Source organism: Lysobacterales bacterium (assembly GCA_016703225.1).
Taxonomy (GTDB): Bacteria; Pseudomonadota; Gammaproteobacteria; order Xanthomonadales; family Ahniellaceae; genus JADKHK01.
The window spans coordinates 223,714-246,472 of the sequence record JADJCM010000003.1; the positions used below are offsets into that span (position 1 = coordinate 223,714).

The window sequence follows — 22,759 nt, forward strand, 5'->3', positions numbered from 1 at the left end:
AGATACCCGGGGCATGTCGGAGAAGATGCAGAAGCGCGAGTTGCAGGGTGCCGTTGCCGGCATCGCGCTGCTTGCGCTGGCGATGGCCTGGCGCTGGTTGTTTCCCTGGATCGAGCGCATCGACTGGTCGCGTCCGCCGCCCGCTCCGCAGGAACTGGTCGTGCCCGCACGCGTGCAGGAACTGGCGGCGCAGCCCGAGCCCGCGGCGGAGGCGGAGGTCGAGGATGAGCCGGCGCCGACGCCGGGCAAACTGGATGCTGCGCAGCGCAAGCAGGTCGACGAGTGGCTCGCCGCCGCCAATGCCGCCGTGGTCGAACGTCGCTGGATTTCGCCCGAGGACGACAATGCGCTGAAGTGGTACGGCGAGGTGCTCGGAGTCGATGCCGGCAGCGGCGCGGCGAGCGTCGGCCGCGCTGCGGTGCTGGACTCGCTGTTCGCACAGGCCGATGCCCTGCTCGACGACGGCGACGCCAAGTATGCCGAGGATCTGCTTGCTGCCCTCGACGACTACGCGATCAGCGATCGTCGCGCACGCGCGATCGCGGTGCGCATCACGCGCCTGAATGACGTGCGTGCACAACTCGCGGAGGCGGCCGGGCGCATCGCTGCCGGCGCCATCCTCGAGCCAGCCGAGACCAGTGCAGTGTCGGCGTTCCGTGCTGCGCTCGCGCTCGATCCGCGCAACCGCGCAGCACAGAAGGGCATGGTCGAGATCGAGGATCGGGTTCTCGACGATGCGTTGAGGGCGGCTTCGGAGCAACGCTTCGCCGATGCCGATGCCTTGCTGGCCAAAGCGATCGGAATCGGCGCCGAGAAATCGAATCGTGTCGCTGTCGAGACCCGGATCGCGAGCCTGAAACAGCGCTCCGGCGAGGATCTGGTGCTGCGCGCCGAAGCCGCGCTCGCTGCGCGCGATCTCGCCAGTGCGGCGCAGTTGCTCGGACAGGCGCGCGCACTTGGGGTTTCCGAGGCGCGCATCGCCGAAGTGGAACAGCGCCGCAGCAACGCCGCGCTGTACGCGAATTATCAGCCGGGCGACCACTTCAGCGATGCGTTCACCGACCGCAGCGGGCAGGGCCCGGAGTTGGTGGTCGTTCCGGTGGGCGAGTTCGCCATGGGTTCGCCCGACAGCGAGCCCGGGCGCGGGGCCGCCGAGGGGCCGGTGCATTCGGTGCGCATCACCCGGCCGTTCGCGGCGGCGCGCTACGAGGTCAGCGTCGGCGAATTCCGCCGCTTCGCCAGCGAGACCGCGTATCGCTCCGATGTCGAACGCAGCAGCGCATCCAGCGTCTACGACGAGCGCACCGGGCGCATCGTCAAGCGCGCCGGCGTCACTTGGCAGAACGACTACCAGGGAGGGCGGGCGCGCAGCGGAGACCCGGTCGTGCACGTATCGTGGAACGACGCAGCAGCCTACGCGGCATGGCTGGGCAAGGTCACCGGCAAGTCCTACCGGCTGCTCAGCGAGGCAGAGTTCGAGTTCGCCTTGCGTGCCGGCTCGCACACACGCTATTGGTGGGGCGATGGCGATCCGCCGCGGTTGGTCGGCAACCTGACCGGCGACGGCGACCGCTCGCGCAGCAAGCGTGCCTGGGGCAAGGCCTTCGCTCATTACCGCGATGGTTTCTGGGGACCGGCGCCGGTCGCGCGGTTCGAAGCCAATGCCTTCGGTCTGCACGACATGGGCAGCAACGTGTCCGAGTGGGTCGAGGATTGCTGGCATCAGAATTATCTGCGTGCACCCGAGGACGGCTCGGCGTGGGTCAATCGTGGTTGTGCCCGACGCGTGATCCGCGGTGCATCCTGGGGCAGCGAACCGGACAAGGCGCGTTCGGCCTACCGTCTCGGCGTAAGCGCCGAGGTCAGCAGCGGCCGAGTCGGCTTCCGCGTCGCGCGCGATCTCTGACGCCCCACTACAATCGCCGCCTCGCGCTGCCTGGCGGCGGCGACCGACCTGAATCAACAAGGGAACCGTCGATGAAGAACCTTCACGCCGCGGACGCGCTGCCCGTGGTGCGCCTCAAGATCGAACGCAAGTCGAACCATCCGTGGATCTTCCAGAAGATGGTCGAGAAGCCGGAGCCGAAACCGCGCCCGGGCACCATCGTCGAGATCTACGATCGCGAGGGCACCTATTGCGGGCGCGGCTTCTACAACGGCCACTCGCGCATCACCCTGCGCGTGCTCAGCGAGAACCCGGACGAAGACATCGACGACGACTTCTTCCGGCGCAAGATCGCGCAGGCCATTGCGCTGCGTCGCGACATCCTGAGGCTCGACGCGGTGACCGATGCCTATCGTGTCGTGCACTCGGAAGGCGATGGGTTGTCCGGCCTGGTCGTCGACCGCTTCGGTTCGCTGCTGGTGATCGAGTATTTCTCGGCCGGCATGTGGAAGCAGCGCGATCTGGTGCGGCGCATCCTCGACGAACACTTCCCGAACTCGACCATGTACTGGTTCGCCGAGGAACATGTCGCCAAGCAGGAGAGCTTCGACTGCAACGTGCCGAGCTCGCCGCCGCCGGTGACCATCACCGAACATGGTCTGAAGTTCCGCGTCGCCGCCGGTGGTCGCCACAAGACCGGCTTCTTCTGCGACCAGCGCGACAATCGCCGCCGCCTGGCCGACTTCACCCAGGGCGCACGCGTGCTCGACCTGTGCTGTAACTCCGGTGGCTTTGCGGTGTACGCGAAGGCGCTCGGCGGCGCCGAGGAAGTGGTCGCGGTCGATCTTGATGAGCAGATCATCGAGGTGGCGAAGCAGAACGCGCAGTTGAACAAGGCCAAGGTGCGCTTCATCCACGCCGACATCTTCCCGTGGCTGCGTGATGCCGCGAACAACGGCGAGGAGTTCGACACCGTCATCCTCGACCCGGCCAAGATGACGCGCGACCGCGAGCAGGTGATCCCGGCGCTGAAGAAGTACCTGGACATGAACAAGCTTGCGCTCGGTGTGGTGAAGCCGGGCGGCATCTTCGTGACCTGCTCCTGCACCGGGCTGGTCAGTGAGGAACAGTTCCTCGACATGATCCGCCGCGCCGCGTTCTACGCGAACCGCCAGGTGCAGATCCTCGAAGTGCGCGGCGCCGGCGCCGACCATCCGTGGATGGCGCACGTCCAGGACTCGCGCTACCTCAAGGCCGTGTTCTGCCGGGTGTTCTGATCGGCGCGAAGCTCACTGCGGACAGGTGGTGAACTCGCTGCGGCCAAGCGCGCTGTCCACGGCATTGGTCTGCACGCGGCGCGCGCCGGTGTGCTGCACTTCGCTCGCGCGTACCACCGAAAGATGTTCGCCGGTCATGCGCTCCAGCGGCAGTGGCCAGCCGCCGAACGGTTCGAGCGTACGCATCGCGGCATCGACGCTGAGGCCGAGGTGCTTCACCGCATAGGCCGCGTACAGTTGGGCGGCACGCGCTCCGGAAGCGCAGTGCAACAGGATCTTGCCATTGCTGGCCTTGGCCTGTTCGGCGAAGGCGGCGAGCAGTTCGGGGGTGAACGCCTTGCCGCCGCCGACCGGAAGATTGCGGTAGCCGATGCCGAGCGCGGCGAGTTCTGTGGATTCGTCGAAGCCGAGTGCGCTCATTTCCTCGGGCGCGCGCAGGTTGAACACCTGGGTGATGCCGCGCTCGCGCAGTTGCGCCAGATCCGCCTGCGTCGGCTGGCCCGCGACCAGGATCTGGTCGAACGCATGCGCGGTGTCGAACGCGGAAACGGCCGCGACGGGCGCCGGCGCCGCTGCGGTATCGGGTTTCGTTCCGTGGGTGGCGCAGGCGGAAAGCAGTGCGGGGATGGCGAGCAGCAAGCCTCGAACGAACATGGGGCGGTTACCTCGGGGGAATCGGGGCGCGGATGATGTCGCGGCGTGCGTTGCGCGGGAAGTGCCCGCAGGCACTCAGGCACACTCGATGCGATGGCCGCCGTTGCGCTTGGCGCGATACAAAGCGTTGTCGGCGGCGTGCAGCAGTTCTTCGGGCTGCCTCATCTCGAAAGTGAGTACGGCCACGCCGATGCTCATGCGGCCGTCCCAGCAGACCTCGCCGTCGCCGGTGTGCTGTGGCGTCGCCGACTCCAGGATCTTCTGTGCGACCTGCAGCGCGCCGTCGCGGTCGCAGCGCGGGCACACCACCAGGAATTCGTCGCCGCCGAGCCGACAGACGATGTCGCTCGCGCGCACCGCCTGGCGCAACTGCACCGCCAGCTTGCGCAGCAGCGTGTCGCCGGCAGCGTGCCCGTGGCGGTCGTTGACCTGCTTGAACTTGTCGGCATCCAGCATCAACACCGCGACGAAGCCCTCGTTGCGTTGCAGTCCCTGCCATAGTTCGGTCAGCACCGATACCGCGAAGCGGCGGTTCGGCAGCCCGGTGAGCTCGTCGTTGACCGCAAGCAATTGCAGCTGCTGGTTGGCGTGGGTCAACTCGGCGGTGCGTTCGGCGACGCGTTGCTCCAGCAACTGGTTCGCGCGCAGCAATTCCTGGTTGCGCTCGGACACGACCTTGAACATCACATTGATCGCTTCCAGCAGGGGTTCGGCATCCTGCTTGCGCCGTGTGGCTTCGGCATGGAAGGCGGCAGTGGCATCGCTGCCGGCACGGATCGCAATCACCTGACGCGCCAGACTGTGGTCGATACCGAGGATGTGGTGCGACAACCAGCCCACCAGGAAGCGCAGCGTGGTCTGGGTCGAAGCGTCGTCGCCCTGCAAGGGCAGCGACGACAGTTGCTGTATGAAGAAGTGGTGTTGCGACAAATGGTAGGCGACGAAGCGTGGATCAAGGCGGGACTCGGCCATCAGCCGTTCCTCGTCGGCGAAGTGCGTTTGCGTGTACTCGAGCAGCGCGGCGTGAGCGCCGGCCATGCGCTCGCGGTCGGGCACGCGGCCGTTCACCAGGCTGGCGGCCAGTCCATTGATCAGGTCGACGAGGCGGTGATGCTGCTCGTCCACCGAATCGAGCCCGGTGAGCAGCGCATCCTTCCACTCGAACAAGACATTCATGCACACCCCTGCGCGGCACGAGGCCTGGAAACAGAAACATAGGGAATGCGGCCGAGTGGAAATGTGGAGAGCGGGTGAACGATGGTGAATTCGCGGTGCGGCCGGAGTGCGGCTCCGGGTGATAATGCGGCGATGACCGACATCGTTCTCGCCACCCTGAACTCGCGCTATGCGCACGCCTCGCTCGGGCTGCGCTGCCTGCGCGCCAACCTGGGTGAACTGCGCGCACGCTCGTGCATCCGCGAGTTTGTGATCGGACAGAAGACCGAGGAGATCCTCGAGGAGATCCTCGCCGAGTCGCCGCGCATCGTTGGCATCGGCGTGTACATCTGGAACGTCGAGGAGACCACGCGCCTGGTCGCGCAGCTCAAGGTGGTGGCGCCCGAGGTCTGCGTCGTGCTCGGCGGACCTGAAGTCAGCGAGGCCTCCGACCCGGGCCGCATCTGCGCGCTGGCCGATCACGTGATCACCGGCTGGGGCGATCTCAGCTTCGCGAAGCTGTGTGCGCAGGTGCTGGGTGGCGCGGCGCCGGCCGCGCGCTTCATCGCCGGCGAACAGCCTCCGCTCGCGTCCATCGTCCTGCCCTACGACGAGTACAGCGACGAAGATGTCGCGCGTCGCCACATCTACGTCGAAGCCTCGCGGGGCTGCCCGTTCAAGTGCGAGTTCTGCCTCTCGGCGCGCGACCTGACGGCGTGGCCGTTCCCGCTTGATCCGTTTCTCGCGCAGATGGAGCAGCTCTGGCAGCGTGGCGTGCGCCGTTTCAAGTTTCTGGATCGCACCTTCAATCTCAAGATCGACGCTTCGCTGGCGATCCTCGGTTTCTTCCTCGCCAAGCTCGATGCCGACCCCGCCGATCCGCCGTTCGTGCATTTCGAGCTGATCCCCGACCATCTGCCGGAGCGACTGAAAACCGCGATCGCAGGGTTTCCCGAAGGTTCGCTGCAGTTCGAGATCGGCATCCAGACCTTCGATCCGGTGGTGCAGGCACGCATCTCGCGGCGCCAGAAGAACAACGTCGCCGAAGCCAACATCCGCTGGCTGCACGAACACTCGCATGCGCACCTGCACATCGACCTGATTGCCGGACTGCCGGGCGAGGACATCGACACCTTTGCCGCCGGCTTCGATCGCCTGGTGGCGATGGGACCGCACGAGATCCAGTTCGGAATCCTGAAACGCCTGCGCGGTGCGCCGATCGTGCGACACGTCGAGGCTTACGGCCTGCGCTTCAATCCGGAGCCGCCGTACAACATCCTCGCCACCGACGCGATCGACTTCGCGACCATGCAGCGGCTATCGCGCTTCTCGCGCTACTGGGACAACGTCGCGAATTCCGGCCGCTACCCGCAGACGACGGCGCTGATCTTGGGCGACGCGCCGTTCGCGCACTTCCTCGCGCTGTCCGACTGGCTGTACGCGAAGACCCGCCAGACCCACGCACTCGCCCACGAACGCATGGTGCACCTGCTGCACGAGCACCTGTGCGCGGCACGCGGGCTCGATGCGTCGGTCGTCAACGCTGCCCTGCTCGCCGACTACCGCGCCGCCGGCGGTCGCACGCGCCTGGACTTCGAGCCCGCAGATTCGCTGCTACCGGCACCACGACCGCGCAAGGCCGCGGGCGCGACGCCATCGAGGCAGGCGCGGCATGCGGGTGGGGATTTGTAACTCGCGGCGTTTTCCCGCGGGGGTGGTCCACCCGGGGCGTTGCCCCGGGCTCCTGTCGTTGCGCCCCTTCGGGGCTTGCGCGCCCCGGGAGATCGGCAATCGCGAATCGAATGTGGATGGGTGGATGAGCGGTGCAAAGCTCGAACGCGGCACCGCGTTGGGTGAGATCACCGAAGAAGGAAGAAGCCCGGCGCAAGCGCATCGACGTCGGCATCGACCAGATACGCTCAGGCATGCGCAGGCCGGGTTGCTGGGCGGGGTGCCCGCATCGTTGATCGTTGCGGGCGACCCGCGCTTTTTGCGGCGCGCTCGCGTCATGATTGAAAGCGGCGTATTCCGTGCAATCTTCTGCACCGAGTAGCGGCGTCGTGGTTGAATCGACGTCGTCCGAATTGCGAGATCGACGATTGGAGGCGTCCGGCATGCACGTATGGCTGTTTCGGTTCCTGGGTGGTTTCCTATCGATATTCTGCATGCTTGGGGGATTCGCAGCGGGCGTCCGGCTGGGCGAGCAGATCCTGCCGAGTGGCGCTGTCGGCGTCGGACCCCAAGGGGGTTGGCCGGCGTTGATCCTCGGCCTCGGCCTGGGGGCGCTAGGTGCTGCGCTCGGTGCGGTGGTGGTGCATCGTCTCGTCCCATGGCTCGGGTCCGTCATCTTGAGTGACGACGAATGGCAGCAACACGCGGCGCCTCTCGCGTCGAAGTCGAGGCTGTACGCACCATTGCTCACAGCTTTCCTCTTGCCGTTTCTAGGAACCGGCATCGTGCTCGGATTCGTTTCGGGCATGACTCTCGCGCGCGCAGGCGTCTTCGGACTTGAACCCGTTGGTTGGCCGGTCATCTTCGTTTCGCTCGGACTCGCGATGGTCGGCGTCTACCTGTGTGCGCTGATCGGATACCTGTTGTCCCTATTGATCGGCACCGCCGTGCTCGGCCGCGAACAACTGGCCCAACTGCTCTCCCAGTTGCCCCAGGAAGCGCAGCTGGAAACTGGTGTCATCTCGCGCCTGCTGTCCAGGCCCATCAATGCCATCAGCAATCGCATCCTCGGTACGAACTACTGAAGCGAGACTGCCGCCTCTGCGACAATGGCTGAATGAATGACGACGACCGCAAATTCGAACTCGTATCCGACTACCAGCCGGCCGGCGACCAGCCGGAGGCGATCCGCAAGTTGATCGCGGGCTTCGAGGCGGGGCTGGCGCACCAGACGTTGCTGGGCGTGACCGGCTCGGGCAAGACCTTCACCATCGCGAATCTGGTGCAGGCGGTGCAAAAGCCGACCATCGTGATGGCGCCGAACAAGACTTTGGCGGCGCAGTTGTATGGCGAGTTCAAGCAGTTCTTCCCGCACAACGCCGTCGAGTACTTCGTTTCCTACTACGACTACTACCAGCCCGAGGCCTACGTGCCTTCGAGCGACACCTACATCGAGAAGGACGCGTCGATCAACGAGCACATCGAGCAGATGCGCCTGTCGGCGACCAAGGCACTGCTCGAACGCAAGGACGCGCTGATCGTCGCGACGGTGTCGGCGATCTACGGCCTCGGCGACCCCGGCGAATATTTCCGCATGGTCATCCACCTGGTGCGCGGCGATCGCGTCGAGCAACGGGAGTTGCTGCGCCGTCTGACCGAGATCCAGTACGAGCGCGGCGAGTTCGAGCTCAAGCGCGGTTCGTACCGCGTGCGAGGCGAGACCATCGACGTGTTTCCGGCCGAGTCCGAACAGGACGCGATCCGCATCGAGTTGTTCGACGGCGAAATCGAACAGCTCGCGGTGTTCGATCCGCTCACCGGCCACATCAAGCGCAAGCTGCCGCGCTGCACGATCTTCCCGGGTTCGCACTACGTGACCACGCGCCGCACTGCGCTCGAAGCCATCGACACGATCAAGGCTGAACTGGCCGAGCGCCTGGAGCAGCTGTACGCGGCGAACAAGCTGGTCGAGGCGCAGCGGCTCAAGCAGCGCACCCAGTTCGATCTGGAGATGATGGCCGAGGTCGGTTACTGCCAGGGCATCGAGAACTACTCGCGCCACTTGACCGGTTACGCACCGGGCGAGCCGCCACCGACCCTGTTCGATTATCTGCCGGCCGATGCCCTGCTGGTCATCGACGAATCACACGTGACCGTGCCGCAGATCGGCGGCATGTATCGCGGTGATCGTTCGCGCAAGGAAACCCTGGTCGAGTTCGGTTTCCGTCTGCCCTCGGCGCTCGACAACCGGCCGTTGAAGTTCGAGGAGTTCGAACGCCGCTCGCCGCGTGCGATCTACGTCTCGGCGACACCGGGGCCGTATGAACTGGAGCGCAGCGGTGATGCCATCGTCGAGCAGGTCGTGCGCCCAACCGGCCTGGTCGATCCCGAAGTCGAGGTGCGCCCGGTCGGTACCCAGGTCGATGACCTGCTGAGCGAGATCCACCAGCGCATCGCGCTCGGCGATCGCGTGCTGGTCACGACCCTGACCAAGCGCATGGCCGAGAACCTGACCGAGTACTACGGCGAGCAGGGACTCAAGGTGCGCTACCTGCACTCGGACATCGAGACCGTGGAGCGGGTCGAGATCATCCGCGACCTGCGCCTTGGAAAGTTCGACGTGCTGATCGGCATCAACCTGCTGCGTGAAGGCTTGGACATGCCCGAGGTGTCTCTGGTCGCGATCCTCGATGCCGACAAGGAAGGCTTCCTGCGCAGCAGCGGTTCCCTGATCCAGACCATCGGCCGGGCCGCACGCAACCTGCGCGGGCGGGCGATCCTGTATGCCGACAAGATCACGCGCTCGATGCAGGTCGCGATCGGCGAGACCGAGCGCCGCCGCAACAAGCAGATCGAGTTCAATGCGGCGCATGGCATCACGCCGCGTTCGGTCATCAAGTCCGTCGCGGATTACATGGAAGGGGCACGCGAGGCGGCGAACGAGGACCTGGTGGCGGTCGGCAAACGCGGGCCGCGGCAGATGTTCCGTGTCGCCGAAGAGAAGTTTGATTACACCGTGCTCGCTCCGCAGAAGCTGGCCGCCGCGATCAAGAAGCTCGAAGTGCAGATGTACAAGCACGCACAGAACCTCGAGTTCGAGCAGGCTGCAAAGATTCGTGACGAGATCCATCGGGCGCGTGAGTCGGGCCTGCGCGGGTGAAGGGCGTCGGGCGTTGCATGTGCTGATTGCGCGCCCAAGCGTTGCTAGCGATGCGCAAGCCTCAGAGCGCCACAAGAACCACCCGAAGTCTTGATCGGCGGTGTTGCGGGAAGGCGGTGGTGATGGGCATTTGTTGCAATCATTCCGTGATGCACTGCGCGTTTCATGGCACATTGTCAGCAGAGCTTTCCGTCCTTCTCGAGAATTTCGCACTGGGGGTAGTTGTGAATTGGTTGCGCGTTGCGATGGCGAGGTTCTCGGGTTGGGTCGTGGAGATATTGGATCGGCGTGCGGCATTCGCTGCCTTGCGCGCTGAACGACTCGTGGGGATTGCCCTGTGCGCGGGGTTGCTCGCGCTCGGCCTGGGCACGAACGTCGCCCAGGCAGACGGCAGTCGCGATCTCTTCCCATTCGGTTATACGGGGCGGCGCGCAGCGCTCGACTTGCAGCCGGCAGACGTCTATGTGGGCGTCGTGCGGCGCCGTACGTTCTTGTATGCCTATGTGGAGGCGGGCGAGTATCTCGCCGTCGGTTCGCGCAATCGAATCAACAACAATCCCGCCGGCAACATTCGCATCTACGACCCGCAGGCTTTCGGAACAAAGGGTGACGAAACCATCCCGGGAACATCCCAGTTCGATTGCGTGCTCGGCGCCACCGGCGGCGCCGTGGGCCCCCACTATTTTGGCGATGCCGATGGAGCGGGGCCAATCCAGCCACGAGGGGCAATCCCGACGCGCCTGGCGGAATTGGCGGGACCGCGCAGTGCCGACAACAGTGCGGGTGGTGTCGACACTTGGGCGCCCTGCGCCTATCGCGCGCCGGTGACGGGTGTCTACGGTGTGGTCTTCGAGGTGTCCAATGGTGGTGGCGGTCCCGACGCAGTGGTCGATCCGCCAGATCAGAACAACAACTCGGTTTCTGCCTGGGAAGTGGCGGTTCGCACGACGGCCGCTTCCACGGCCACGCTGGCCGGTCGTGTGTTCACCTACGCATTCGTGTTCTTTACCGGGGGCAACAACCTGCCGGTGAGCTCGGACCTGTTCTATGCGACGCTGGACGGGTTCCGCTATCGGCAGGAGTTCCGCGGATTCGATCCCAACGGCTATGCCGTCTACGCAAATTCCTTTGGTTTTCTGGACGCGGGCGAGCCGCTGTACAAGGGCGTCCGCGGTGCCAACTTCTCGGTGTTTCCGTTTCTGCCTGGTGGGTCAGGGATCACGGCGCAGACTGCGCGGTATCCGGCGTTCTTCGTCGACATCGATGCCGCCGGCGCCAATGCGGCCAACGTCGGACAAGTGTTGACGGCACTCGGTATTCCGTTGGCACCGCCGGCCGCTTCCCTTGATGCGGCGAGTTTCACCGGCACGGTTGGCAGTGGGCAGACGGTCGTCAACCTGGGCGGTTCCTTCACGCTCTCGACCACGAACACCATGACCTATCAGGTCGTCATCAGTCGCGACGGGATCAATTTCGATCCGGGCAATCCACTGAATCGAGTGCTGTCCGGATTGGCGCCTGGAGGTGTGGTCGTGGTGACGTGGGATGGCCTCGACAACGCTGGTGCTGCATTCCCCGTCGGCAGTTATCCGTACCAGGTGACCGCGCACAACGGCGAGGTCCATTTCCCCATGATCGACGCGGAGGGAAATATCAACGGTGGTCCCACGGTCACGCGCCTGAACGGTCCAGGCACGCTGGTGCAGCGACGCACGGTCTTCTTCGATGATCGGGGCTACGTAACCAGCAATGCCACCGCGGTGGGTGTCTTGAACGGCACGCTCTGTCCCGCAGGTTCCGGGGGTACGCCGCCATCTCCCGCCTACAACCTGCTCGGAGTGGACTCCAGTACCGCCTATCGCGCATGGCCCGCCAACGGCAACAGCAACGCAGACTGCGTGGTGGCACCGACGACGCAAGGATTCGGGGATGCAAAAGGTCTGGATCTCTGGACGCACGTCTCTACCGGTTCCATTGACGAGACGATCGAGATCTTTTCCTCGTCCGCAGATTTGCAGGTCACGAAATCCGATGGCGTGGCGGTAGTCACACCAGGATCGAGCACAACCTACGTTGTGCGTGTCACCAACGCAGGCCCGTCGTCGGTCACGGGTGCGGTCCTCACCGACTTGGCGGCGGCCGGGCTGTCGAAGAGCTTGGTTGCATGCAGCGCTGCAGTCGGAAATCAGTGCGTCGCTGCTCCAGCAATCGCAGTCCTCGAAGGGGCAGGCGAGTCGCTGCCCGCGCTGGCGATCGGCCAGTTCTACGAGATCCAGATCACGGCAACTGTGACCGCTGGCAGCGGTAGCGTCACGAATACAGCATCGGTAGCGATGCCGAGTGGCGTTGGCGATCCAACACCCGGCAATAACTCCGCGTCCGACACGGACAATATCGTCGCGCCGCAACTGACCCTGACCAAGACCGCGAGCGCGACGCCGTGGACCGTCGGCGTGCCCGCGAGCTACACCATCACCGTGCAGAACACCGGCACGACCGCAACGACGGCCATCGCAACGATCAGCGACACGATCAATGCCGGCATCACCCTCGGCGCCATGCCCGCGGGCTGCGGTGCCGCAGGCCAGGTCGTGACCTGCACGATTGCTGCTGGTCTGGCACCGGCCGCGAGCGTCAGCTTCGTGATCCCGGTGACGCCGACGATCAGTGCAGTGAATGGCGACAACACCGCGACGGTGAGTGGCGGCGGCGACCCGACCTGCCCGGCGGATGCGCGCTGCGATGACACCGTGCTGGTGCCGCTGGTCGCGCCGCAACTGACCCTGACCAAGACCGCGAGCGCGACGCCGTGGACCGTCGGCGTGCCCGCGAGCTACACCATCACCGTGCAGAACACCGGCACGACCGCAACGACCGCGGTCGCAACGATCAGCGACACGATCAATGCCGGCATCACCCTCGGTGCGATGCCCGCCGGCTGCGGTGCCGCAGGCCAGGTCGTGACCTGCACGATTGCTGCGGGTCTCGCACCGGCCGCGAGCGTCAGCTTCGTGATCCCGGTGACGCCGACGATCAGTGCAGTGAATGGCGACAACACCGCGACGGTGAGTGGCGGCGGCGACCCGACCTGCCCGGCGGATGCGCGCTGCGATGACACCGTGCTGGTGCCGCTGGTCGCGCCGCAACTGACCCTGACCAAGACCGCGAGCGCGACGCCGTGGACCGTCGGCGTGCCCGCGAGCTACACCATCACCGTGCAGAACACCGGCACGACCGCAACGACCGCGGTCGCAACGATCAGCGACACGATCAATGCCGGCATCACCCTCGGTGCGATGCCCGCCGGCTGCGGTGCCGCAGGCCAGGTCGTGACCTGCACGATTGCTGCGGGTCTCGCACCGGCCGCGAGCGTCAGCTTCGTGATCCCGGTGACGCCGACGATCAGTGCAGTGAATGGCGACAACACCGCGACGGTGAGTGGCGGCGGCGACCCGACCTGCCCGGCGGATGCGCGCTGCGATGACACCGTGCTGGTGCCGCTGGTCGCGCCGCAACTGACCCTGACCAAGACCGCGAGCGCGACGCCGTGGACCGTCGGCGTGCCCGCGAGCTACACCATCACCGTGCAGAACACCGGCACGACCGCAACGACCGCGGTCGCAACGATCAGCGACACGATCAATGCCGGCATCACCCTCGGTGCGATGCCCGCCGGCTGCGGTGCCGCAGGCCAGGTCGTGACCTGCACGATTGCTGCGGGTCTCGCACCGGCCGCGAGCGTCAGCTTCGTGATCCCGGTGACGCCGACGATCAGTGCAGTGAATGGCGACAACACCGCGACGGTGAGTGGCGGCGGCGACCCGACCTGCCCGGCGGATGCGCGCTGCGATGACACCGTGCTGGTGCCGCTGGTCGCGCCGCAACTGACCCTGACCAAGACCGCGAGCGCGACGCCGTGGACCGTCGGCGTGCCCGCGAGCTACACCATCACCGTGCAGAACACCGGCACGACCGCAACGACCGCGGTCGCAACGATCAGCGACACGATCAATGCCGGCATCACCCTCGGTGCGATGCCCGCCGGCTGCGGTGCCGCAGGCCAGGTCGTGACCTGCACGATTGCTGCGGGTCTCGCACCGGCCGCGAGCGTCAGCTTCGTGATCCCGGTGACGCCGACGATCAGTGCAGTGAATGGCGACAACACCGCGACGGTGAGTGGCGGCGGCGACCCGACCTGCCCGGCGGATGCGCGCTGCGATGACACCGTGCTGGTGCCGCTGGTCGCGCCGCAACTGACCCTGACCAAGACCGCGAGCGCGACGCCGTGGACCGTCGGCGTGCCCGCGAGCTACACCATCACCGTGCAGAACACCGGCACGACCGCAACGACCGCGGTCGCAACGATCAGCGACACGATCAATGCCGGCATCACCCTCGGTGCGATGCCCGCCGGCTGCGGTGCCGCAGGCCAGGTCGTGACCTGCACGATTGCTGCGGGTCTCGCACCGGCCGCGAGCGTCAGCTTCGTGATCCCGGTGACGCCGACGATCAGTGCAGTGAATGGCGACAACACCGCGACGGTGAGTGGCGGCGGCGACCCGACCTGCCCGGCGGATGCGCGCTGCGATGACACCGTGCTGGTGCCGCTGGTCGCGCCGCAACTGACCCTGACCAAGACCGCGAGCGCGACGCCGTGGACCGTCGGCGTGCCCGCGAGCTACACCATCACCGTGCAGAACACCGGCACGACCGCAACGACCGCGGTCGCAACGATCAGCGACACGATCAATGCCGGCATCACCCTCGGTGCGATGCCCGCCGGCTGCGGTGCCGCAGGCCAGGTCGTGACCTGCACGATTGCTGCGGGTCTCGCACCGGCCGCGAGCGTCAGCTTCGTGATCCCGGTGACGCCGACGATCAGTGCAGTGAATGGCGACAACACCGCGACCGTGAGTGGCGGCGGCGACCCGACCTGCCCGGCGGATGCGCGCTGCGATGACACCGTGCTGGTGCCGCTGGTCGCGCCGCAACTGACCCTGACCAAGACCGCGAGCGCGACGCCGTGGACCGTCGGCGTGCCCGCGAGCTACACGATCACCGTGCAGAACACCGGCACGACCGCAACGACCGCGGTCGCAACGATCAGCGACACGATCAATGCCGGCATCACCCTCGGTGCGATGCCCGCCGGCTGCGGTGCCGCAGGCCAGGTCGTGACCTGCACGATTGCTGCGGGTCTCGCACCGGCCGCGAGCGTCAGCTTCGTGATCCCGGTGACGCCGACGATCAGTGCAGTGAATGGCGACAACACCGCGACCGTGAGTGGCGGCGGCGACCCGACCTGCCCGGCGGATGCGCGCTGCGATGACACCGTGCTGGTGCCGCTGGTCGCGCCGCAACTGACCCTGACCAAGACCGCGAGCGCGACGCCGTGGACCGTCGGCGTGCCCGCGAGCTACACCATCACCGTGCAGAACACCGGCACCGCGGCGACGACCGCCGTGGCGACGATCACCGACACGATCAATGCCGGCATCACCCTCGGCGCCATGCCTGCGGGCTGCGGTGCCGCAGGCCAGGTCGTGACCTGCACGATTGCTGCTGGTCTGGCACCGGCCGCGAGCGTCAGCTTCGTGATCCCGGTGACGCCGACGATCAGTGCAGTGAATGGCGACAACACCGCGACCGTGAGTGGCGGTGGCGACCCGACTTGTCCGGTCGCTGCCCGCTGCAGTGACACCGTGCTGGTGCCGCTCGTGGTGCCGCAACTGACCCTGACCAAGACTGCAAGCGCGACCCCGTGGACCGTCGGTGTACCGGCGAGCTACACGATCACCGTGCAGAACACCGGCACGACCGCAACGACCGCGGTCGCAACGATCAGCGACACGATCAATGCCGGCATCACCCTCGGTGCGATGCCCGCCGGCTGCGGTGCCGCAGGCCAGGTCGTGACCTGCACGATTGCTGCGGGTCTCGCACCGGCCGCGAGCGTCAGCTTCGTGATCCCGGTGACGCCGACGATCAGTGCAGTGAATGGCGACAACACCGCGACCGTGAGTGGCGGCGGCGACCCGACCTGCCCGGCGGATGCGCGCTGCGATGACACCGTGCTGGTGCCGCTGGTCGCGCCGCAACTGACCCTGACCAAGACCGCGAGCGCGACGCCGTGGACCGTCGGCGTGCCCGCGAGCTACACCATCACCGTGCAGAACACCGGCACGACCGCAACGACCGCGGTCGCAACGATCAGCGACACGATCAATGCCGGCATCACCCTCGGTGCGATGCCCGCCGGCTGCGGTGCCGCAGGCCAGGTCGTGACCTGCACGATTGCTGCGGGTCTCGCACCGGCCGCGAGCGTCAGCTTCGTGATCCCGGTGACGCCGACGATCAGTGCAGTGAATGGCGACAACACCGCGACCGTGAGTGGCGGTGGCGACCCGACTTGTCCGGTCGCTGCCCGCTGCAGTGACACCGTGCTGGTGCCGCTCGTGGTGCCGCAACTGACCCTGACCAAGACCGCGAGCGCGACGCCGTGGACCGTCGGCGTGCCCGCGAGCTACACCATCACCGTGCAGAACACCGGCACGACCGCAACGACCGCGGTCGCAACGATCAGCGACACGATCAATGCCGGCATCACCCTCGGTGCGATGCCCGCCGGCTGCGGTGCCGCAGGCCAGGTCGTGACCTGCACGATTGCTGCGGGTCTCGCACCGGCCGCGAGCGTCAGCTTCGTGATCCCGGTGACGCCGACGATCAGTGCAGTGAATGGCGACAACACCGCGACCGTGAGTGGCGGCGGCGACCCGACCTGCCCGGCGGATGCGCGCTGCGATGACACCGTGCTGGTGCCGCTGGTTGCGCCGCAACTGACCCTGACCAAGACCGCGAGCGCGACTCCGTGGACGGTCGGCGTGCCGGCGAGCTACACGATCACCGTGCAGAACACCGGCACCGCGGCGACGACCGCCGTGGCGACGATCACCGACACGATCAATGCCGGCATCACCCTCGGCGCCATGCCTGCGGGCTGCGGTGCCGCAGGCCAGGTCGTGACCTGCACGATTGCTGCTGGTCTGGCACCGGCCGCGAGCGTCAGCTTCGTGATCCCGGTGACGCCGACGATCAGTGCAGTGAATGGCGACAACACCGCGACCGTGAGTGGCGGTGGCGACCCGACTTGTCCGGTCGCTGCCCGCTGCAGTGACACCGTGCTGGTGCCGCTCGTGGTGCCGCAACTGACCCTGACCAAGACTGCAAGCGCGACCCCGTGGACCGTCGGTGTACCGGCGAGCTACACGATCACCGTGCAGAACACCGGCACGACCGCAACGACCGCGGTCGCAACGATCAGCGACACGATCAATGCCGGCATCACCCTCGGTGCGATGCCCGCCGGCTGCGGTGCCGCAGGCCAGGGTCGTGACCTGCACGATTGCTGCGGGTCTCGCACCGGCCGCGAGCGTCAGCTTCGTGATCCCGGTGACGCCGACGATCAGTGCAGTGAATGGCGACAACACCGCGACGGTGAGTGGCGGCGGCGACCCGACCTGCCCGGCGGATGCGCGCTGCGATGACACCGTGCTGGTGCCGCTGGTCGCGCCGCAACTGACCCTGACCAAGACCGCGAGCGCGACGCCGTGGACCGTCGGCGTGCCCGCGAGCTACACCATCACCGTGCAGAACACCGGCACGACCGCAACGACCGCGGTCGCAACGATCAGCGACACGATCAATGCCGGCATCACCCTCGGTGCGATGCCCGCCGGCTGCGGTGCCGCAGGCCAGGTCGTGACCTGCACGATTGCTGCGGGTCTCGCACCGGCCGCGAGCGTCAGCTTCGTGATCCCGGTGACGCCGACGATCAGTGCAGTGAATGGCGACAACACCGCGACGGTGAGTGGCGGCGGCGACCCGACCTGCCCGGCGGATGCGCGCTGCGATGACACCGTGCTGGTGCCGCTGGTCGCGCCGCAACTGACCCTGACCAAGACCGCGAGCGCGACGCCGTGGACCGTCGGCGTGCCCGCGAGCTACACCATCACCGTGCAGAACACCGGCACGACCGCAACGACCGCGGTCGCAACGATCAGCGACACGATCAATGCCGGCATCACCCTCGGTGCGATGCCCGCCGGCTGCGGTGCCGCAGGCCAGGTCGTGACCTGCACGATTGCTGCGGGTCTCGCACCGGCCGCGAGCGTCAGCTTCGTGATCCCGGTGACGCCGACGATCAGTGCAGTGAATGGCGACAACACCGCGACGGTGAGTGGCGGCGGCGACCCGACCTGCCCGGCGGATGCGCGCTGCGATGACACCGTGCTGGTGCCGCTGGTCGCGCCGCAACTGACCCTGACCAAGACCGCGAGCGCGACGCCGTGGACCGTCGGCGTGCCCGCGAGCTACACCATCACCGTGCAGAACACCGGCACGACCGCAACGACCGCGGTCGCAACGATCAGCGACACGATCAATGCCGGCATCACCCTCGGTGCGATGCCCGCCGGCTGCGGTGCCGCAGGCCAGGTCGTGACCTGCACGATTGCTGCGGGTCTCGCACCGGCCGCGAGCGTCAGCTTCGTGATCCCGGTGACGCCGACGATCAGTGCAGTGAATGGCGACAACACCGCGACGGTGAGTGGCGGCGGCGACCCGACCTGCCCGGCGGATGCGCGCTGCGATGACACCGTGCTGGTGCCGCTGGTCGCGCCGCAACTGACCCTGACCAAGACCGCGAGCGCGACGCCGTGGACCGTCGGCGTGCCCGCGAGCTACACCATCACCGTGCAGAACACCGGCACGACCGCAACGACCGCGGTCGCAACGATCAGCGACACGATCAATGCCGGCATCACCCGCGGTGCGATGCCCGCCGGCTGCGGTGCCGCAGGCCAGGTCGTGACCTGCACGATTGCTGCGGGTCTCGCACCGGCCGCGAGCGTCAGCTTCGTGATCCCGGTGACGCCGACGATCAGTGCAGTGAATGGCGACAACACCGCGACGGTGAGTGGCGGCGGCGACCCGACCTGCCCGGCGGATGCGCGCTGCGATGACACCGTGCTGGTGCCGCTGGTCGCGCCGCAACTGACCCTGACCAAGACCGCGAGCGCGACGCCGTGGACCGTCGGCGTGCCCGCGAGCTACACCATCACCGTGCAGAACACCGGCACGACCGCAACGACCGCGGTCGCAACGATCAGCGACACGATCAATGCCGGCATCACCCTCGGTGCGATGCCCGCCGGCTGCGGTGCCGCAGGCCAGGTCGTGACCTGCACGATTGCTGCGGGTCTCGCACCGGCCGCGAGCGTCAGCTTCGTGATCCCGGTGACGCCGACGATCAGTGCAGTGAATGGCGACAACACCGCGACGGTGAGTGGCGGCGGCGACCCGACCTGCCCGGCGGATGCGCGCTGCGATGACACCGTGCTGGTGCCGCTGGTCGCGCCGCAACTGACCCTGACCAAGACCGCGAGCGCGACGCCGTGGACCGTCGGCGTGCCCGCGAGCTACACCATCACCGTGCAGAACACCGGCACGACCGCAACGACCGCGGTCGCAACGATCAGCGACACGATCAATGCCGGCATCACCCTCGGTGCGATGCCCGCCGGCTGCGGTGCCGCAGGCCAGGTCGTGACCTGCACGATTGCTGCGGGTCTCGCACCGGCCGCGAGCGTCAGCTTCGTGATCCCGGTGACGCCGACGATCAGTGCAGTGAATGGCGACAACACCGCGACGGTGAGTGGCGGCGGCGACCCGACCTGCCCGGCGGATGCGCGCTGCGATGACACCGTGCTGGTGCCGCTGGTCGCGCCGCAACTGACCCTGACCAAGACCGCGAGCGCGACGCCGTGGACCGTCGGCGTGCCCGCGAGCTACACCATCACCGTGCAGAACACCGGCACGACCGCAACGACCGCGGTCGCAACGATCAGCGACACGATCAATGCCGGCATCACCCTCGGTGCGATGCCCGCCGGCTGCGGTGCCGCAGGCCAGGTCGTGACCTGCACGATTGCTGCGGGTCTCGCACCGGCCGCGAGCGTCAGCTTCGTGATCCCGGTGACGCCGACGATCAGTGCAGTGAATGGCGACAACACCGCGACCGTGAGTGGCGGCGGCGACCCGACCTGCCCGGCGGATGCGCGCTGCGATGACACCGTGCTGGTGCCGCTGGTCGCGCCGCAACTGACCCTGACCAAGACCGCGAGCGCGACGCCGTGGACCGTCGGCGTGCCCGCGAGCTACACGATCACCGTGCAGAACACCGGCACGACCGCAACGACCGCGGTCGCAACGATCAGCGACACGATCAATGCCGGCATCACCCTCGGTGCGATGCCCGCCGGCTGCGGTGCCGCAGGCCAGGTCGTGACCTGCACGATTGCTGCGGGTCTCGCACCGGCCGCGAGCGTCAGCTTCGTGATCCCGGTGACGCCGACGATCAGTGCAGTGAATGGCGACAACACCGCGACCGTGAGTGGCGGCGGCGACCCGACCTGCCCGGCGGATGCGCGCTGCGATGACACCGTGCTGGTGCCGCTGGTCGCGCCGCAACTGACCCTGACCAAGACCGCGAGCGCGACGCCGTGGACCGTCGGCGTGCCCGCGAGCTACACCATCACCGTGCAGAACACCGGCACCGCGGCGACGACCGCCGTGGCGACGATCACCGACACGATCAATGCCGGCATCACCCTCGGCGCCATGCCTGCGGGCTGCGGTGCCGCAGGCCAGGCCGTGACCTGCACGATTGCTGCTGGACTCGCAGTGGCCGCGAGCGTCAGCTTCGTGATCCCGGTGACCCCAACGATCAGTGCAGTGAATGGCGACAACACCGCGACCGTGAGTGGCGGTGGCGACCCGACCTGTCCGGTCGCTGCCCGCTGCAGTGACACCGTGCTGGTGCCGCTCGTGGTGCCGCAACTGACCCTGACCAAGACTGCAAGCGCGACCCCGTGGACCGTCGGTGTACCGGCGAGCTACACGATCACCGTGCAGAACACCGGCACGACCGCAACGACCGCGGTCGCAACGATCAGCGACACGATCAATGCCGGCATCACCCTCGGTGCGATGCCCGCCGGCTGCGGTGCCGCAGGCCAGGTCGTGACCTGCACGATTGCTGCGGGTCTCGCACCGGCCGCGAGCGTCAGCTTCGTGATCCCGGTGACGCCGACGATCAGTGCCGTGAATGTCGTCAACACCGCGACGGTGAGTGGCGGCGGCGACCCGACCTGCCCGGCGGATGCGCGCTGCGATGACACCGTGCTGGTGCCGCTGGTCGCGCCGCAACTGACCCTGACCAAGACCGCGAGCGCGACGCCGTGGACCGTCGGCGTGCCCGCGAGCTACACCATCACCGTGCAGAACACCGGCACGACCGCAACGACCGCGGTCGCAACGATCAGCGACACGATCAATGCCGGCATCACCCTCGGTGCGATGCCCGCCGGCTGCGGTGCCGCAGGCCAGGTCGTGACCTGCACGATTGCTGCGGGTCTCGCACCGGCCGCGAGCGTCAGCTTCGTGATCCCGGTGACGCCGACGATCAGTGCAGTGAATGGCGACAACACCGCGACCGTGAGTGGCGGCGGCGACCCGACCTGCCCGGCGGATGCGCGCTGCGATGACACCGTGCTGGTGCCGCTGGTTGCGCCGCAACTGACCCTGACCAAGACCGCGAGCGCGACGCCGTGGACCGTCGGCGTGCCCGCGAGCTACACCATCACCGTGCAGAACACCGGCACGACCGCAACGACCGCGGTCGCAACGATCAGCGACACGATCAATGCCGGCATCACCCTCGGTGCGATGCCCGCCGGCTGCGGTGCCGCAGGCCAGGTCGTGACCTGCACGATTGCTGCGGGTCTCGCACCGGCCGCGAGCGTCAGCTTCGTGATCCCGGTGACGCCGACGATCAGTGCAGTGAATGGCGACAACACCGCGACCGTGAGTGGCGGCGGCGACCCGACCTGCCCGGCGGATGCACGCTGCGATGACACCGTGCTGGTGCCGCTGGTCGCGCCGCAACTGACCCTGACCAAGACGGCATCGCCGAATCCCTTCGTCATCGGTCAACCGGCGGCCTACGCCATCACCGTGCTCAACAGCGGCAGCGCGGCGACCACCGCGCCGATCGTCATCACCGACAACCTGCCGGCCGGCATCTCGCTGCAGTCGGCGATCGGCGCCGGATGGAGTTGCGTCGGCACCAGCAACCTGGTCTGCACCTACGCGGGCGTGCTTGGCGCCGGTGCCAGCACGGTGCTGACCTTGAACGTGATCGTCGGTGATTCAGCGACCGATGCGACCAACACCGCGGTGGCGACTGGTGGCGGTGATCCAGGCTGTCCCGCCGCACCGCGTTGCGATGACACCGTCGTGGTTCCGGTGACGCGGACCGATCTGGCCCTGGTCAAGACGCACAGCGGCAGCTTCGTGCGTGGCCAGCCCGGCGGCATCTACACGCTGACGATCAGCAACGTCGGCAGCGCCGCGAGCAGCGGACTGGTGACGGTGGTTGACACGCTGCCGGTGGGCCTGACTGCGGACAGCATCGGCGGCACAGGCTGGAGCTGTGTGCTGGCGACGCTGACCTGCACCCGCGCCGATGCGTTGGCCGCGGGCGCGAGCTTCCCGCCGATCACCATCGGCGTCACGGTGGATGTGGGTGCGCCCGACAATCTGCTGAACAGCGCGATGGTCAGCGGCGGTGGTGACAGCGATCCGGCCAACAACAACGACGACGATCCGGTGGTCGTGATCAACGTCGGTCCGGGCACGCCGCTGGTTCCGGTTCCGCTCGACGCGCGCTGGGCCTTGCTGTTGCTGGCACTGGCCGTCTGGGGATTCGCGTTCACGGGCGGACGCCAGTTCGACTGATCGAGCAAGGCGCCGGGGCGAGCGAGACCCCGGCGTTGCCGAGACACCGCGCGTGCGGCCATGACCGCGGCCTCGCGCGTGCTGTGGCGGACGCCCGCACTG

At 67.2% G+C, this 22,759-nt stretch carries 9 protein-coding genes and 14 pseudogenes; 21 read left to right on the forward strand and 2 right to left on the reverse strand.

The features are described from left to right. Positions 1 to 13 precede the first annotated feature (13 nt). The gene (locus tag IPG63_14215) at positions 14 to 1,906 is read left to right on the forward strand and encodes a formylglycine-generating enzyme family protein (GenBank protein ID MBK6728380.1); all 1,893 of its coding nucleotides are present in this window, start codon (positions 14 to 16) and stop codon (positions 1,904 to 1,906) included. Positions 1,907 to 1,977: 71 nt separating this feature from the next. After that, positions 1,978 to 3,162, forward strand: a complete 1,185-nt coding sequence (locus IPG63_14220) for a class I SAM-dependent rRNA methyltransferase (protein MBK6728381.1) — start codon at positions 1,978 to 1,980, stop codon at positions 3,160 to 3,162. A gap of 12 nt (positions 3,163 to 3,174) precedes the next feature. Here IPG63_14220 and IPG63_14225 read toward each other — a convergent pair whose 3' ends face one another. Beyond that, positions 3,175 to 3,816, reverse strand: a complete 642-nt coding sequence (locus IPG63_14225; protein ID MBK6728382.1) for a dual specificity protein phosphatase family protein — start codon at positions 3,814 to 3,816, stop codon at positions 3,175 to 3,177. 75 nt (positions 3,817 to 3,891) lie between these two features. After that, on the reverse strand, positions 3,892 to 4,992 hold the full coding sequence (locus tag IPG63_14230; protein ID MBK6728383.1) for a diguanylate cyclase: 1,101 nt from the start codon (positions 4,990 to 4,992) through the stop codon (positions 3,892 to 3,894). A gap of 132 nt (positions 4,993 to 5,124) precedes the next feature. Between IPG63_14230 and IPG63_14235 the strand changes: the two genes are divergently transcribed. The 19 genes and pseudogenes from IPG63_14235 to IPG63_14325 all read left to right on the forward strand — a co-directional run bounded on the left by IPG63_14235 (position 5,125) and on the right by IPG63_14325 (position 22,657). After that, on the forward strand, positions 5,125 to 6,663 hold the full coding sequence (locus IPG63_14235) for a DUF4080 domain-containing protein (GenBank protein MBK6728384.1): 1,539 nt from the start codon (positions 5,125 to 5,127) through the stop codon (positions 6,661 to 6,663). A gap of 124 nt (positions 6,664 to 6,787) precedes the next feature. After that, the gene (locus IPG63_14240) at positions 6,788 to 7,024 is read left to right on the forward strand and encodes a hypothetical protein (protein ID MBK6728385.1); all 237 of its coding nucleotides are present in this window, start codon (positions 6,788 to 6,790) and stop codon (positions 7,022 to 7,024) included. 61 nt (positions 7,025 to 7,085) lie between these two features. Continuing rightward, positions 7,086 to 7,727 carry a hypothetical protein gene (locus IPG63_14245; protein MBK6728386.1) on the forward strand — a complete coding sequence of 214 codons (642 nt, stop codon included), beginning with the start codon at positions 7,086 to 7,088 and terminating at the stop codon, positions 7,725 to 7,727. 32 nt (positions 7,728 to 7,759) lie between these two features. Further along, positions 7,760 to 9,802, forward strand: a complete 2,043-nt coding sequence (gene uvrB, locus IPG63_14250; protein ID MBK6728387.1) for an excinuclease ABC subunit UvrB — start codon at positions 7,760 to 7,762, stop codon at positions 9,800 to 9,802. Positions 9,803 to 9,852: 50 nt separating this feature from the next. Then, positions 9,853 to 12,126: pseudogene (locus IPG63_14255) on the forward strand (DUF11 domain-containing protein). A gap of 9 nt (positions 12,127 to 12,135) precedes the next feature. Beyond that, positions 12,136 to 12,351: pseudogene (locus IPG63_14260) on the forward strand (hypothetical protein). Positions 12,352 to 12,360: 9 nt separating this feature from the next. After that, a pseudogene (locus IPG63_14265) lies at positions 12,361 to 12,720 on the forward strand (hypothetical protein). 9 nt (positions 12,721 to 12,729) lie between these two features. Further along, a pseudogene (locus tag IPG63_14270) lies at positions 12,730 to 13,089 on the forward strand (hypothetical protein). Between the two features lie 9 nt (positions 13,090 to 13,098). Continuing rightward, positions 13,099 to 13,458: pseudogene (locus tag IPG63_14275) on the forward strand (hypothetical protein). Positions 13,459 to 13,467: 9 nt separating this feature from the next. After that, a pseudogene (locus tag IPG63_14280) lies at positions 13,468 to 13,827 on the forward strand (hypothetical protein). A 9-nt stretch (positions 13,828 to 13,836) separates the two neighbouring features. Next, positions 13,837 to 14,196 (forward strand): annotated as a pseudogene (locus IPG63_14285) (hypothetical protein). A gap of 9 nt (positions 14,197 to 14,205) precedes the next feature. After that, a pseudogene (locus IPG63_14290) lies at positions 14,206 to 14,565 on the forward strand (hypothetical protein). A 9-nt stretch (positions 14,566 to 14,574) separates the two neighbouring features. Then, positions 14,575 to 14,934, forward strand: a pseudogene (locus tag IPG63_14295) (hypothetical protein). Positions 14,935 to 14,943: 9 nt separating this feature from the next. Further along, positions 14,944 to 15,303 (forward strand): annotated as a pseudogene (locus tag IPG63_14300) (hypothetical protein). 9 nt (positions 15,304 to 15,312) lie between these two features. Then, positions 15,313 to 15,672: pseudogene (locus IPG63_14305) on the forward strand (hypothetical protein). Positions 15,673 to 15,681: 9 nt separating this feature from the next. Further along, positions 15,682 to 16,041, forward strand: a pseudogene (locus tag IPG63_14310) (hypothetical protein). 9 nt (positions 16,042 to 16,050) lie between these two features. Further along, positions 16,051 to 16,410 (forward strand): annotated as a pseudogene (locus IPG63_14315) (hypothetical protein). Between the two features lie 9 nt (positions 16,411 to 16,419). Further along, a pseudogene (locus IPG63_14320) lies at positions 16,420 to 16,779 on the forward strand (hypothetical protein). A 412-nt stretch (positions 16,780 to 17,191) separates the two neighbouring features. Further along, positions 17,192 to 22,657 carry a DUF11 domain-containing protein gene (locus IPG63_14325; protein ID MBK6728388.1) on the forward strand — a complete coding sequence of 1,822 codons (5,466 nt, stop codon included), beginning with the start codon at positions 17,192 to 17,194 and terminating at the stop codon, positions 22,655 to 22,657. The last annotated feature ends 102 nt before the right edge of the window (positions 22,658 to 22,759 follow it).

Bases quoted from the DNA above. Each gene is read 5' to 3' on its own strand.
- IPG63_14215 (MBK6728380.1), top strand. From the start codon at position 14: ATGTCGGAGAAGATGCAGAAGCGCGAGTTGCAGGGTGCCGTTGCCGGC.
- IPG63_14220 (MBK6728381.1), top strand. From the start codon at position 1,978: ATGAAGAACCTTCACGCCGCGGACGCGCTGCCCGTGGTGCGCCTCAAG.
- IPG63_14225 (MBK6728382.1), bottom strand. From the start codon at position 3,816: ATGTTCGTTCGAGGCTTGCTGCTCGCCATCCCCGCACTGCTTTCCGCC.
- IPG63_14230 (MBK6728383.1), bottom strand. From the start codon at position 4,992: ATGAATGTCTTGTTCGAGTGGAAGGATGCGCTGCTCACCGGGCTCGAT.
- IPG63_14235 (MBK6728384.1), top strand. From the start codon at position 5,125: ATGACCGACATCGTTCTCGCCACCCTGAACTCGCGCTATGCGCACGCC.
- IPG63_14240 (MBK6728385.1), top strand. From the start codon at position 6,788: ATGAGCGGTGCAAAGCTCGAACGCGGCACCGCGTTGGGTGAGATCACC.
- IPG63_14245 (MBK6728386.1), top strand. From the start codon at position 7,086: ATGCACGTATGGCTGTTTCGGTTCCTGGGTGGTTTCCTATCGATATTC.
- uvrB (MBK6728387.1), top strand. From the start codon at position 7,760: ATGAATGACGACGACCGCAAATTCGAACTCGTATCCGACTACCAGCCG.